The sequence below is a fragment of the Bradyrhizobium sp. 186 genome, from assembly GCF_023101685.1.
Classification (GTDB): domain Bacteria; phylum Pseudomonadota; class Alphaproteobacteria; order Rhizobiales; family Xanthobacteraceae; genus Bradyrhizobium.
The window spans coordinates 6,776,568-6,790,173 of record NZ_CP082164.1 but is presented as its reverse complement, the minus strand read 5'-3'; the positions used below and the strand labels follow the sequence as shown (position 1 = coordinate 6,790,173).

Below are 13,606 nucleotides of genomic sequence, written 5' to 3'. Positions count from 1 at the left end.
CTTGGTTGTCCTTGCCTCAGTACCGGATCCGCGGATCCAGCAGGGTGTAGGCGACGTCGATGAGAAGGTTGACGACGACATAGATCAGCGACGTCAGCAAAATCATCGCCTGGATCACGGGATAGTCGCGTGCCAGCACCGCATCTACCGTGAGGCGGCCGATGCCGGGGATGTTGAACACGCTCTCGGTGACGACGACGCCGGAGATCAGCAGCGCAAAGCCGGTGCCGATCACGGTGATCACGGGGACGGCGGCGTTGCGGAGCGCATGCCGCATCATCACGGCGACCTCGTTGATACCTTTCGCGCGCGCGGTGCGGACATAATCCTCGCCGAGCACGTCGAGCATTGCCGCCCGCGTCATGCGCGCGATCAGCGCGATATAGATGAAGGAGAGGGCACAGGTCGGCAGGATGATGCGCTCGAAGAACGGCCCAAAACCGTTCGAGATGCTACGGAAGCCCTGCACCGGCACCCAGCGCAGGTCGATCGCAAAAACCTCGATCAGGACGTAGCCCACCACGAACACCGGCACCGAGAAGCCGAGTACGGATAGCCCCATCACGAAGCGGTCGATCCAGGTGCCGTGCTTCCAGGCCGCGATCACCCCCAAGGGAACGGCGACGACGACGGCTAGGATGATGGTCGACAGCGCAATCGAGATCGACGGTTCGACCCGCTGGCCGATCATCTTCATGACCGGCAGGTTGGAGATCAGCGAGGTCCCGAGATCGCCGTGCAAGAGCTTGTTCACCCAGGTGACGAACTGCACGATCAGGGGATCGTTGAGGCCGAGCGAGGTGCGGATGCGCTCCAGCCGTTCCGGCGTCGCGTTGTCGCCGGCGAGAATCGCGGCGGGATCGCCGGGGGTGAGGCGGAGCAGGAGGAAGACGAACAGCGCGACCACGCCCATCACGGGCACGGCGGCGAAAATTCGGCGAAGGAGATATCCGAGCAAGTTGGATCCGTCAGATTAGAGTCAATCGGAGGCAGCGGTCATGGCCTGTTCTGCCATCAGCCTAACATTTCAGCAATTCCCGTGCCATTGGGGGCAACCGGTTTTGCAGTGCGGCTAGTTGTTTGGGGGGCGCCTTTCATCCCACAGAGTCATTCCGGGGCGATGCGTCAGCATCGAACTAAGGTGCGGGCTTCCGCACCTGAGAATCTCGAGGTTCCAGGTCTGGTCCTTCGGACCATCCCGGAACGACGGCTGGGTCGTCACTCCAGCGTCGCCAGCAGCCCAGCCATCAGGCGGCCGCGTTCGACCAGGCTCTCGACCTCGATGTACTCTTCGAGCGTGTGGCCGTTGCCTCCGCGCACGCCCAGGCCGTCGAGCGTCGGGATGCCCATCGCCCCGGTAAAATTGCCGTCCGAGCCGCCGCCGGCGCTCGCATGCGGCAATTCCGCCCCGAGCGCCTTGGCGATGCCGCGGGCCTTCTCGTACAGCGCCATGGTGCCGGCGTCCGGCTCCCACACCGGCCGCGTCACGCCACGGGTGACCTTGAAGGTGACATCATTGGTTGTGCCAGACAGCGCCAGCATCCTCTCGACGCCGCGGTCGAGATCCGTCTGGCGCTTGGCCATGGAAAGGGCTTCCCCGGTGGCAGTCGTGGCAACGCAGTTGACCCATTGTCCGCCGTGCACGACGCCGACCGAGAAAGTGCAGTCCTCCGCCGTCATCGCGTCGATGGCGAGGATCTGCCGCGCCATCTCGCGGATGGCCGAGCGTCCCGCCGACAATGTCGCGCCGGCGTGGCTGGGCCGTCCCGTTGCCTCGAGATTGAAGCGGGCGATCGCGTAGCGTCCCGTGGTGACGCCGTTGTCGGCGCGGCCGGGCTCGGGCACAAGCACATATTTGTTGCGCGCGGCCTCCGCCTCGATGATATCCCGCGTCGAGGGCGTGCCGACTTCCTCGTCCGGCGTGAACAGCACGGTGATCGGCAGCGGCGTGGTGAACGAGGCGCGCGCCAACTGACGGATTGCTTCCAGCGAGAGATAATTGCCGCCCTTCATGTCATAGATGCCGGGGCCGTAGCACCTGTTGCCTTCGCGCCGCCATTTCAGCTTCTCGATGGTGCCGACGGGGTGGACGGTATCCATGTGCCCGGCGATCAGGATTCCCGGCTCGCCCTGCTTCGGATGCGGAAAGCGGGCGCGAACCGCACCGCCGAAGCCCTGCCGGCCGGCGATGCGCTCGATCGTCGCACCCATGATCGCCATGTCCCGCGCTGCGATATCGAGCATGCGGTTCACCGCATTCGCGTCCCAGGTCGGGCTTTCGCATTCCACCCAGCTGCGCAAGCCCTGGAGCATCGCCTCGGAATCAAGGGGAAGATTGGCTGGATTCATCTTAAGGTCTCGCAAGCTTCGAAAGATGGAACGCGCATTGCATCCGCGTGGGGAGGGATGAGCTGATGGTGTTGTAGAGCTAAACCGATCCTTGTGGAGCCCGTGCACGCGCCGCCAGGGGCTGCGGCGAAACCGGATTGACGCGCTCGGCACCGTCTGCAAGTCTCGAAAAGATAAAGGCATTGCATGAGGTTATTTCGCCTAAAGAACGAACCGAATGCTCAACCAATGACCTGCCTTTGAACAGTTTCACGTCAGGAGAAACTTTCTATGTTCCACTTGATGCGCCGGGGGCGTCGCGCGTTGGCCTCCAAACTTGCGCTGTCGGTCGTCGCGCTTTCGACCGCGCTGGCCTCGCCAGTGCTTGCGGCCGGCAAGACCATCACCGCGGTGATGCATTCGGATCTGCGCATCATCGATCCGATCTTCACCACCGCCTACATTGCGCGTGACCATGGCTATATGGTTTACGACACGCTGATTGCGACGGATGCGAACTTCAAGATCCAGCCGCAGATGGCCGACTGGAAGATCTCCGACGACAAGCTCACCTACACCTTCACGCTGCGAGACGGCCTGAAGTGGCATGACGGCACGCCGGTGACGGCGGAAGACTGCGTCGCCTCGCTGAAGCGCTGGGCCGCCGTCGACGGCATGGGCCAGCAGATGTGGACCTTCACGGCCAGCATCGAGGCGACCGATCCCAAGACCATCACGCTGAAGCTGAAGGAGCCCTACGCGCTCGTGCTCGAGTCGATCGGCAAGCCGTCCTCGCGCGTGCCTTTCATGATGCCGAAGCGTCTGGCCGAGACGCCGCCGGACAAGCAGATCCCGGAGCAGATCGGCTCCGGCCCGTTCAAGTTCGTGCAGGGTGAATTCCAGCCCGGCGTGAAGGCGGTCTACGTCAAGAACACCGACTACGTGCCGCGCAAGGAGCCGGCGAGCTGGACCGCCGGCGGCAAGGTGGTGAAAGTCGACCGCGTCGAGTGGATCACCATGCCGGACGCGCAGACTGCGGTGAACGCGCTGCAATCGGGCGACATCGACTTCATGGAAGTGCCGCCGTGGGATCTGCTGCCGGTGCTTGAAGGCAATGCGGATCTCAAGGTCGAGACGCTGAACAAATTCGGCTACCAGACGCTCGGGCGCATGAACTTCCTCTATCCGCCCTTCGACAATCCGAAGATCCGCCGTGCCGCACTTCTGGCGATGAACCAGAAGGACGTGCTCGACGCGCTCGTCGGCAATCCCAAATACTACAAGATCTGCGGTGCCTTCTTCATCTGCGACACGCCGTTCGCGACAGACGTCGGCTCGGAATCGCTGGTCAAGGGCAACGGCATGGCGGAAGCCAAGAAGGCGCTCGCCGAGTCCGGCTATGACGGCACGCCCGTCGTGGTCATGGTGCCCGGCGATGTCGTGACGCTGAAGGCGCAGCCGACGGTCGCGGTGCAGTTGCTCCGCGAAGCCGGCTTCAAGGTCGATGCGCAGGCGACCGACTGGCAGACGGTGGTGAGCCGCCGCGCCAGCCAGAAGCCTCCGAAGGAAGGCGGCTGGAACATGTTCTTCACCAACTGGGTCAGCGCCGACGTCTCCAACCCGATCTCCAATCTCTCGATCGGCGGTCAGGGCAAGAAGGGCTGGTTCGGCTGGGCGGAGAACGCCAAGATCGAGAAGCTCAAGGACGACTTCGTTCGCGCCGCCTCGCTCGACGATCAGAAGAAGATCGCGACCGAGATCCAGAAGGAAGCCTATGACCAGGTGATCTACGTTCCGCTCGGCCAGTATCTGGCGCCGAGCGCGTGGCGGAAGTCGCTCACCGGCGTGCTCGACGGCCCGGCGACCCCGGTGTTCTGGAACGTCGACAAGACCGAGTAGGGCGAGAGCGCGTTCCGTACCTTTCGTCGCGACCATCACGCGGCGCCGCTGTCATCAGCGGCGCCGTTGTCGTTTGTCAGCTTGGCGTCAGCTTAAAGACGTGGAGCTTTGAGCTCTTCCAGTTTCCAATCATTGCTATTTGTTTCCTTTCTGAAATAGATGGTTTGTCTTCGAACATCACTTTCCTTCCTCGATTTGAATCACGTGCCGATCGATTTTGCACTTCAGGCGATGGCCGAACGGTCCGATCGCGCGCCGGCGCGTTGGCGTCGGCCGATTCTGCGTTGGCTCGACGCTGTGGAGGCGGGCTGGGCGGTGCCGCTGCTGCTGGTCTGCTTCGTTGCGCTCTGGACGCTCTATCTTGTCATCGCCTATGCCGGCGGCGGCCTGCATCCCGACACGCTCGAGGCCTGGGCGCTTGGACGGAATTTCGCCTGGGGCTATCACAAGCATCCGCCGCTGATGGGGTGGGTTACGGCGGCTTGGACCTCCATCTTCCCACTCAACGACTGGTCGCTGCAACTGATGGCGATGACGAATGCGGGCCTCGCGCTGTTCTTCGTCGACCTGATCGCGCGGCAGTTCGTGACCGGGCACAAGCGCATCCTGGTCCTGCTGCTGCTGATGCTGACGCCGGCCTACCAATTCCACGCCCAGCGCTTCAACGCCAATGCGGTGCTGCTCGCGGCCTGGCCGCTGGCGACATATTGCTTCCTGCGCGCGTTTGAGACCCGCAGCGCGTTCTGGGCCGTCGCCGTCGGATGCACCACGGCGCTGGCGATGGTCGGCAAGTATTACTCGGTCTTTCTCGTCGCGAGTTTTGCCTTTGCAGCGCTGGCGCATCCGGCGCGACGCGCCTATTTCCTCTCCGCTTCGCCCTGGATATCGGTCATCACGGGGCTCTCGGTGCTGTCGCCGCACATCTCCTGGCTCGTGACCACGGGAGCTTCGACCTTCACCTATGCGATGACCCACGCCAACGGCAACGCCGTGAGTTCACTTGGCGAGGTGAAGAACTTTCTGCTGGGGCTGGCGGCAGCGATGAGCGTATCGGCTGTGGTGTGGATGTTGATTGCGGGTACGCGGCTGAAGCAGTTTCCGGCCGACTTCGCCGCGATGAACCCGAGCCTGCGGCTGCTCTTCTACCTCGCCATCGGCACGATCGTGCTGCCGGTCCTGACGTCGCTGGCGATGGGCACCGATCTGCCGTCGCTATGGGCGTTGCAGGGGTTGTTCCTGTTCGTCGTGCTCATCGTCTGCGGCACGCGCTACCCGATCGAGCGCTTCTACACCGTCAATGTCACGGTCATCACCGCAGTCGTCGCGCTCGCCGCAATCTTCGTCGCGGCGCCGATCCACGCCGTCTACCGCAACACGCACGGCTACGAAGAGGGACGTAACCTCTACGCACAGGCAGCGAACGAACTCACCCGCCAATGGCGCGAGCTGACCGGAGAGCCGCTCGGCGCCGTCAGCGGCGACGATTCGCTGGCCTTCGCAACGGCGTTCTACAGCCCGGATCATCCGCACTACGCGCGGGCATTCGACTATCAAGACACTTGGGGCGTGCCGCGCAAGGCAACGCTGGACCGCGGCTGGGCGGCACTCTGTTTTCGCGGTCAGGACTATTGCAGCCGGTGGATGGAATGGGTGTCCGGGCGAGCCGGACACTTCGTCAGGCGTGAGTTCACCGTGCAGGGGACCCTGTGGGGTCGGCCAGGCCTCACGCGGGAAGTGGTTGTGCTGATGGTGCCACCGCGCGCTACCAGCGCAACGCCCGAGAGCGCCGCGGATGATTTCGGCGCCAGCAGGCGTACTCCGGAGTAGCCCTCGCGGTTAGCAGTGACCGCCGCGCACTTGTTCGAGCCCCTCGCTTGCGAATGGCGGGTGCGGCACGGTCGGCGCCGAACGCGACGGGGTTTGCTCGGTGTCCCGCCGGTCCAGAGCGTGTTTGTCTTCGCGGTGTTCCGGTTCCATTGTCGGTCGGCCTTTCGAATTGCTGCAGTACAACATCAAGGCCGCGTGGAAGTTCCTCACGCGATCGGGCGATGATGTGGCTTGAACAGCCGTCCTTTCTCCACCACCAGCACGATCGCGAGCGCTGCGAGCGTCGACAGGAAGAAGCCGACCGAAAACGGCAGCAGCGTGCCGTCAAAGCTCTGACCGATCGCCATGCCCACCACGATGCCGATCAGCGTCGTGATCGAGCCGTAGAGCGAAGAGGCGGTGCCGGCGATATGGCCCTGCGGCTCCATGGCGAGCGCGGTGAAGTTGGCGACCATCATGCCGAACGAGAACATCATCAGGGCGGAGAGCGCCATGAACAGGGCAAGCGGAAGTGCGTTGAGGCTCTCGGCAAGCAGCATCACACCGGCCACCGCGGTGTAGAGCGTCAACGCACCGTGCGAGATCACCCGCATGCCGAGCCGCCCGACCAGTTTTGCGTTGAGGAAACCGGCAATGGCGGTGCCGGCCGCGATCGCGGCGAAGGCGAGGGGGAAGTAGTGCCCCAGGTGGTAGATGCCGGTGAAAACCTGCTGGGCCGAGAACACATAGGCGAACAGCGCACCGATGACGCTGCCGGCGGCCGTCGCGTAGCCGATGGTCTGGCGATTGGTGACGGTCTGGCGGAAGGCCCCGAATACGTCGGCGGGCGCGAGCGACCTGCGTTCCGATTCGGGAAGGGTCTCCGGCAGCCGCCACACGCTCCACGCCAGCGCGAGCAGGCCGTAGAGCATCAGCGCGACGAAGATGCCGCGCCATTGCGTCACCAGCAGCACCGCCTGTCCGAACGAGGGCGCGATCACCGGCACCGCGATGAACACCATCATGGCAAGCGACATCACGCTCGCCATGCGCCGCCCGACATAGCAATCGCGCACGATCGAGGTCGCGATCACGCGCGTCGCCGAGGTGCCGAGCCCTTGCAACGCGCGGGCGAGCAACAGCGTCTCGAACGATGGTGCGGCGACCGCCAGCACACTGGCGACCGCATAGACCGCCATGCCGCCGAGCAGCACCGGCCGCCGGCCGAAGCGGTCGGACAGGGGCCCCATGACGAACTGACCCGCGCCGAAGCCGGCCAGGAAAGTCGACAGCACGAGCTGAAGATGGTTGGCGTTCGGAATGTTGAAGGCCGCCCCGATGTTGGGCAGCGCCGGCAGCATCATGTCCATCGCGAGCGGATTCAGCGCCATGATGGACGCGATTACGACAACGAATTCAGGAAAACCCATCGGACGGTGTCCCGAGGACACCCAACCGTCGGCATTGACGTCGGACAACGAAGCTCACCTCTGATTCAGGGGGCCTTAATCCATCGTCCATGCTGCGTTCACCATTCCTGGACATCGGCCCAATGTATACCGTCTAGTGAGTATACACAACGAAACGGATATGGCTGACTGCCCACGCCTGTTCGACCTGGAAGGAGCTTGCACTTGTCCGACTTGATACTCTCGGAAACCAGGGGCGCCGTCGCGCTGCTCACGCTGAACCGCCCGAACAAGCTCAACGCGCTGAGCTACGCTCTCATCGATCAGTTGATGGCGGTGCTCGATCGCATCGAGGATGACCCGCGGGTTGGCGCCATCGTGCTGACGGGGGCGGGAGACCGCGCCTTCTCGGCGGGCGCCGACATCGCCGAATTCTCCGAAAGCGTGAAGCTGGGGCCGGACGCGGCGGTCAAGGCTTTCGTTCGACGCGGGCAGGCGATGACGGCGCGCATGGAGGCATTTCCGAAACCGATCATAGCCGCCGTCAATGGCATCGCCTTCGGCGGCGGCTGCGAGATTACGGAAGCCGTGCATCTCGCCGTCGCGAGCGACCGGGCAAGCTTCGCCAAGCCCGAGATCAACATCGGCATCACGCCGACATTCGGCGGCACGCAGCGCCTGCCGAGGCTCGCAGGCAGGAAGCGGGCTCTCGAATATCTTCTGACGGGAGATCATTTTTCGCCGCAACGCGCTTATGAGATGGGCTTGGTCAACCGCATCGTGCCGCACGCCGATCTGCTGGATGCAGCCTTCGGGCTGGCAGACCGCATCATGCGGCATTCGCGACTTGCCACGGCCCGGATCATCACGGCGGTCACGCGAGGCCTCAACGCGTCGATCGCCGAGGGTCTCGCAATCGAGAGCGAGCAGTTTGCGCGCATGGCGGCGACACAGGACGCGCGCGAGGCGCTCGATCACTGGCTGGCCGCCCGCTTGTCGGGGTAGGCGCTGCAGGCGAGGACCGCGTCATATACGGACTTCTGAACGGCAACCGTCGCGTGATACCGGCGTCATGTCGGCCTACCGTCAACGGGATTACCGAAAGTCCTCACGGGTATGCGAGGCACCGCTCTCGGCTCGGCCACTTTCGGCCTGACATAAACGCTCTCATACAGGCCCGTATGTTCCTCCTTCCAGCCTCTTCTTTCCACCAGGAACCGCCTCAATTGCACATGCTCCCTCACCCAGAGAACCGCATCGATACGATACTTTTCGATGACCGTGTCCCACGCGGCCTCGTCAATCTCGTCTCGAACCAGCTTGAAATAGTCACGCAGCAACTCATCGGGATAGGCGGTAGCCGCCCGCCCATCGACGAATACGGGTACCGTGCCGCGGGTGTGGAAGATCAAGAGCCCGCCGGCGTTCCAGTGGTTCAGAAGCCGCGCATGTGAGAGATGTGTCTTGAGATAGTTGGCATCCTGCTCCGAGAGCATTTGTGGAAGTTCGAGAGCCGGCTCCGCCCGCAAAAAGGTCGACGGCAGCGCCAGGGCTCCGATCAGGCCGGCAACCAGCAGCGATTTTTGAATCTGGAGTCCTGGCAGTTGTTTGGGTAGGAACCGGTCGATGTGAAGAGCCAGTGGAAGCGCTGAGAATATGAAGAAGAAGTCCATGTACCTGAACTGATAGAGCCCTAGCAGCAGGAACAGCCAAGCGAGCAGCCGCGACTGCAAGCAATTGAGGCTCTGCCTTCCGTAGTAAAGTTCGAGCGCCACAAATGTCGCAATGTAGATCATGCCCGGGATGCTTCCCGGTATTTCGAAGTTATGGGAGTAGGGGAGCCATTCGCCGATGTTGGCCTGCACGAAGTGCCCCATCGTCGCCGTTACGCCGTCGTAGATGTGCCAGCCAAGCGGATTGACGAGCACTGCGGCAGCGCAGCCGACTCCCGAGAGACTATAATTTTTGAGACTTGGCCAATCGTGCTTGAGCAGAGAAATGCTGCAGAACACGCCCAGGACATGGAAGCCAATCAAAAAGCCACCGTGCAGATTGACCCAAAGGACCATCATCGCTGCCAACAGCAACCATTTCGGTTCCTTGACGCACTCTCTGTAGAAGATAACGCAAAACAGCATCGTCGCGATATTCGGCGAAGCGGCGAGATAAGTGTTGGGGGCCGCTTCATAGGCGGGATAGAGAAGACACGCGGAGAAGATAGCGATGCAAACGGCGACCGCCGAAGCTCCGCTCCCCAAGCAGACGGACGCGAGGCACCCCATTATCGTTGCGCCGCAAGCGACGACAAGCGGTACAAGACCACTCAAGCCCGCGTATTGAAACACCACGCTGGCGATCACGTCCCAGAGCCAGGAAAGATTATACCACCGCTTGTCTCCGAGGGTGAACGACCAGGGATCCTGAAGGGGAATAGCCGAGCCGTCTCTAATCAAGTCCCCGGCAGCCAGGTGCCATCCCAAGTCGTAATGGCCGAGCAGAAGCGGTGCGTTGGAAATGTAAAACACACATGTGAAGGATGTTAGAAACGCATAGGCTCCGATATTCGACCACGGCTGGATGGTATTGGGGGTGCCGTTTTGCTTGGAGTTGCTCCAGGCAACCTGCGCGTCCATCTTGCGTCCCTGCGATCGAAACGGACAACCAAAGGTCCGCCATGCTTTTTGGATCTGCCTCGTCAGAAGCAAACATCCATCGCTCTAGGGGCCATTACCTAAGGTTGTGTAAATAGAAGTTGTGATTCTGCCGTTCCGCACGCGGAACAATCCTGGGGCCCCGCGCATGGAACCCGGAAGCATCGTTCCGCCGGGCTGGTATGGAGTGATCGCCGGGGACTGCGTCGGACGAGTTGATCCGCCGTCGAGGCAAGGTTGGAAACCCGGGATTCACCATATCATTGGGGTCGGCACGCCGGGGTGATGAATCCGCAACGCATCCTGTCCATGGTGGCCTCACCGGGCGCCGGTAAAGCGTCGGGAACCCAAGGCAAGCAAGGTATTCGCGGTGTCCGACGTCTCCGATGCAACAAGATGGTTTGAGCCGTCGGCCGCCACGGCCGCGAGACGGCACCCGTGGCTTGCCGGCCTGGTCGCGCTGGTGGCGCTGCTGGTGCTCGGCAATCTCGTCAACGACGCCACGCTCGATATGAAATATGGCTGGGATGTTCGCGTCAATTGCGCGGCGGTCGACGCCCATGTCGAAGGGCTCGATCCCTACTTCGTCAAGAATCTGAAGGGCACCAAGCTTTCCTATCCCTATCTGCCGGTCACGCTGGACGTCTTCCGCCCCTTGTGCGCGGGCGGCCTTCTCGTCGGTCACTACAGGGGCGTCTATTTCGTCCTCGCCGTACTCTGCGGCCTGCTGCTGCCCGGTCTCGGTCGGACGCGCAGTTTGCGTGACGTCGCGCTCAGGGTTCTCTGGGTGCTCGGCGCATTCGTCGGCTTCGAATGGGTTCTGGCCTCGGGGAATTTTGCGATCCTGGGTGGCGCACTGACCGCCGTCGCACTTGCGCTTCTGCTTCGCCTCGCGGGGCCTGCGGCGCGCGATGATCGGCATGACTTGCCTCGTGTCGTGGGGGCTGCATTGCTCGGACTTGTCATGTCGCTCAAGCTGGTGTTCTGCCCGGTGCTGGCCGCGCTCTATTTCCTGCCGCTGCCGCGTCGGCAGAAACTCGTCCTGATCATGGTGGCGGCCGTCAGCTTCGTGCTCCCGATCCTGGTCTCGATCGCATTCTATCCACAGCTGTCATCGAGCTGGTTGCTCGCGATCACGGGAGGGATTCCCGACCAGCATTCGGTCCAGCTGGACGAAATCAATCCATCACTGCTGCTGCTGGCGCGAAGTGTCGTGGACTGCGTCGGCCTGGCCGACAGCAAACCGATCGTGTTCGCCGTCTATGCGCTGGCGGCAACCGCGCTGGTGCTCGCGCCGCTCGGCTGGTCGATGCTGCGCACGATCCGCAACGGTGAGGGATCGTTGCCGACGCGCCTCGACCGTTGGCTGATCGATCATCCGCATGCAGCCATGCGCTTCAGCGTGCTCGCGATGTACGGACTTTATCTCTGCTCGCCGCGCCTCAAGGAGTATGCCTTTTTCGAACTGGCGGTCTACGCCGCCGTCCTGATCGTCGATCTTCCGGCGGCGGCGCTTGCGGCCGTGCTGGCCATCGGCGTTGCCATTCCAACTCTCGTCTCGATCACGGGGGACACGATCGAGGGCAGTTTCATCCAGATCGCGGTCGCGCTTGCCTGCTTCTGGATCATGCTGTTGGCGCAGTCGGCGCCGTCAGCTCGCGTTGTGCGGGCAGCCGGGGTCGAACCGGCACAGCGCTTGCGCACCGAGGGATCTTAAGTCCTCTCCTTCCACTCCTGTGGCCAAGCGCCAGCGTTCATTCCTGTAATCCTTTTGTCTGTTTGCACGAAAAATTTCGCGGCCTGCTTGCGTCGTTCGCCAGCAGGCCTCAAGAGATATTGCCTCACGGGCAACACGCGTTGCTCCAATGACCGGATGACGGCAAGCGCAATAACATCCAAGCATGTGCTGGACCACGTCGGGCCCCAAGAGGGCGCGAGGCCGGCTCATCCAGGTCGAAGAAAGGGAGTTGCATCGTGGCAATTGGAACAGTCGTGCTCGTGCACGGAGCTTTCGCGGATGGCTCTTGCTGGGCCAAGGTCATTCCTCTCCTTACGAAGCGGGGGCTGAAAGTTCTTGCCGTTCAAAATCCCCTGAGCTCGCTCGCCGACGACGTTGTGGCCACCCACCGCGTCGTAGACATGCAGGAAGGCCCCGTTCTCATGGTTGGGCACTCCTGGGGCGGTGCCGTCATCACCGAGGCTGGCAATCATCCCAAGGTGAAGGGCCTTGTGTATGTCGCCGCGGGCGCGCCCGACAGCGGTCAGTCGTTCGACGGTTGGTGGAAGCCCTACAAGCCAGCGCCTGGTGCGGCCGAGATCAGGCCCTATGGTGAAGGTTATGTGGCCCTGACGCAGGAGGGTGTACGCAAGCACTTCGTCCAGGATATTCCGATAGACGAAGCTGACATCGTCTACGCAACGCAAGGCCCGCTTGCGGTTAAATGCTTCAGCGATACTATTTCGGAGGCGGCCTGGCGCTCGAAGCCTTCATGGTACGTCGTTGCAGCACGCGATGAGACCATTCCGCCGGACGTGCAGCGGGACTCGGCCAGCCGCATGGGCGCGGAAACGCTCGTGCTCCAGAGTTCGCACGTGCCGATGCTCTCCCAGCCCGAGGTCGTGGCGGAATTCATCGCAAACGCCGCCGCATCTATCGGGACGTAACAGCTGAGCTGCGAAGGCTTGCAACAAGCCGATCGCCGTCAGCTCTGGTGGTGCGGGCAGCCGGGGTCGAACCGGCACAGCGCTTGCGCACCGAGGGATTTTAAGTCCCTTGCGTCTACCAATTCCGCCATGCCCGCTTGATCCAACGAGATCAAAGACTTAAGTTCCGTTCGGCCGCTTTTGGTGGCGGGGGCCGGACGGGATGTCTCCTCCTTAAGCGAGCCGCCTGCACAAGGCAAAGCCTCAATCCGGACATCTCGGCTTGCTTTAGGCAATCTCAATCTACGGGGACTACCAATCCGGCATGCCTGTCTCGTTTCTCCACCACCGTCGCTCTGCGCGTGTGCTGCTTCCGCTGCTGGGGCTCTGCGCGGCGCTCGGCGGCTGCGCGAGTGTCAGCGACACCATCAGCCCAGCCTTCGTCGATCCGGCCCGCTATGACCTTTGGGATTGCAAGCAACTCGCGCCCGAGCGGAAAAACCTCGTCAAGCGCGTCGAGGACCTCGAGCGGCTGATGGCGAAGGCCGAAACCGGGACAGGCGGCGTCGTAGTGGCAGAGCTAGCCTATCGCAACGACTACATCGCCGTGCGCGGACAGCAGAAGTTGATGGAAGAGACCTGGCGGAAGAACAGATGCCGCGAGAGCGACATGGAGGCGGCCACTCCGCCCGCTCAACCGACATTTGTGCCTGCACCGAAAAGCGAGGCCAAGCCGGCGCCGGGCTCGAAATCCGGCGGCGCCGTCCACTGACGAGCGCGCGGCTGGAAGCATGATCCGGAAAAGTGTCCGGCGGTTCTCCGAAAAGATCATGCTCAAACGATAACCTGGAGCGCGATGACGATTGCTCC

Annotated in this window: 12 protein-coding genes and 2 tRNA genes; 5 read left to right on the top strand and 9 right to left on the bottom strand. The window is 62.6% G+C overall.

Features of this window, described 5'->3' with window-relative positions:
* Nucleotides 1-16 precede the first annotated feature (16 nt).
* A complete protein-coding gene (locus tag IVB18_RS32830) occupies nt 17-958 on the bottom strand; it encodes an ABC transporter permease (protein WP_247984465.1) in 942 nt (313 codons plus the stop codon).
* Nucleotides 959-1,218: 260 nt separating this feature from the next.
* Nucleotides 1,219-2,349, bottom strand: a complete 1,131-nt coding sequence (locus tag IVB18_RS32825; RefSeq protein WP_247984464.1) for a M20/M25/M40 family metallo-hydrolase — start codon at nt 2,347-2,349, stop codon at nt 1,219-1,221.
* Nucleotides 2,350-2,619: 270 nt separating this feature from the next.
* Between IVB18_RS32825 and IVB18_RS32820 the strand changes: the two genes are divergently transcribed.
* Nucleotides 2,620-4,227, top strand: a complete 1,608-nt coding sequence (locus IVB18_RS32820; RefSeq protein WP_247984463.1) for an ABC transporter substrate-binding protein — start codon at nt 2,620-2,622, stop codon at nt 4,225-4,227.
* Between the two features lie 231 nt (nt 4,228-4,458).
* On the top strand, nt 4,459-6,054 hold the full coding sequence (locus IVB18_RS32815; protein WP_247991792.1) for a glycosyltransferase family 39 protein: 1,596 nt from the start codon (nt 4,459-4,461) through the stop codon (nt 6,052-6,054).
* A gap of 206 nt (nt 6,055-6,260) precedes the next feature.
* Here IVB18_RS32815 and IVB18_RS32810 read toward each other — a convergent pair whose 3' ends face one another.
* The gene (locus tag IVB18_RS32810; protein ID WP_247984462.1) at nt 6,261-7,511 is read right to left on the bottom strand and encodes a multidrug effflux MFS transporter; all 1,251 of its coding nucleotides are present in this window, start codon (nt 7,509-7,511) and stop codon (nt 6,261-6,263) included.
* Nucleotides 7,512-7,667: 156 nt separating this feature from the next.
* On the opposite strand from IVB18_RS32810, the gene IVB18_RS32805 reads away from it, so the two are divergent.
* Nucleotides 7,668-8,447 carry a crotonase/enoyl-CoA hydratase family protein gene (locus IVB18_RS32805; protein WP_247984461.1) on the top strand — a complete coding sequence of 260 codons (780 nt, stop codon included), beginning with the start codon at nt 7,668-7,670 and terminating at the stop codon, nt 8,445-8,447.
* A 65-nt stretch (nt 8,448-8,512) separates the two neighbouring features.
* Here IVB18_RS32805 and IVB18_RS32800 read toward each other — a convergent pair whose 3' ends face one another.
* The 5 genes from IVB18_RS32800 to IVB18_RS32780 all read right to left on the bottom strand — a co-directional run bounded on the left by IVB18_RS32800 (nt 8,513) and on the right by IVB18_RS32780 (nt 11,845).
* Nucleotides 8,513-10,075 carry a hypothetical protein gene (locus IVB18_RS32800; RefSeq protein ID WP_247984460.1) on the bottom strand — a complete coding sequence of 521 codons (1,563 nt, stop codon included), beginning with the start codon at nt 10,073-10,075 and terminating at the stop codon, nt 8,513-8,515.
* Between the two features lie 94 nt (nt 10,076-10,169).
* Complete coding sequence (locus tag IVB18_RS32795) at nt 10,170-11,015, bottom strand: hypothetical protein (protein WP_247984459.1); 846 nt, start codon at nt 11,013-11,015, stop codon at nt 10,170-10,172.
* Nucleotides 11,016-11,279: 264 nt separating this feature from the next.
* Nucleotides 11,280-11,477 (bottom strand): hypothetical protein, encoded by a 198-nt coding sequence (locus IVB18_RS32790; RefSeq protein ID WP_247984458.1) that lies wholly within the window; start codon nt 11,475-11,477, stop codon nt 11,280-11,282.
* A gap of 89 nt (nt 11,478-11,566) precedes the next feature.
* Entirely contained in the window at nt 11,567-11,797 is a 231-nt protein-coding gene (locus IVB18_RS32785) for a hypothetical protein (RefSeq protein ID WP_247984457.1), read from the bottom strand.
* Nucleotides 11,758-11,845, bottom strand: a tRNA-Leu gene (locus tag IVB18_RS32780). The genes IVB18_RS32785 and IVB18_RS32780 overlap by 40 nt, the downstream gene beginning before the upstream one ends.
* Before the next feature lie 222 nt (nt 11,846-12,067).
* On the opposite strand from IVB18_RS32780, the gene IVB18_RS32775 reads away from it, so the two are divergent.
* Nucleotides 12,068-12,757 (top strand): alpha/beta hydrolase, encoded by a 690-nt coding sequence (locus IVB18_RS32775; protein ID WP_247984456.1) that lies wholly within the window; start codon nt 12,068-12,070, stop codon nt 12,755-12,757.
* 48 nt (nt 12,758-12,805) lie between these two features.
* On the opposite strand, the gene IVB18_RS32770 is transcribed toward IVB18_RS32775, so the two are convergent.
* Nucleotides 12,806-12,894 (bottom strand) — tRNA-Leu (locus IVB18_RS32770).
* A 167-nt stretch (nt 12,895-13,061) separates the two neighbouring features.
* Here IVB18_RS32770 and IVB18_RS32765 point away from each other — a divergent pair.
* Nucleotides 13,062-13,508 carry a twin-arginine translocation pathway signal gene (locus IVB18_RS32765; RefSeq protein ID WP_247984455.1) on the top strand — a complete coding sequence of 149 codons (447 nt, stop codon included), beginning with the start codon at nt 13,062-13,064 and terminating at the stop codon, nt 13,506-13,508.
* Nucleotides 13,509-13,606 lie beyond the last annotated feature (98 nt).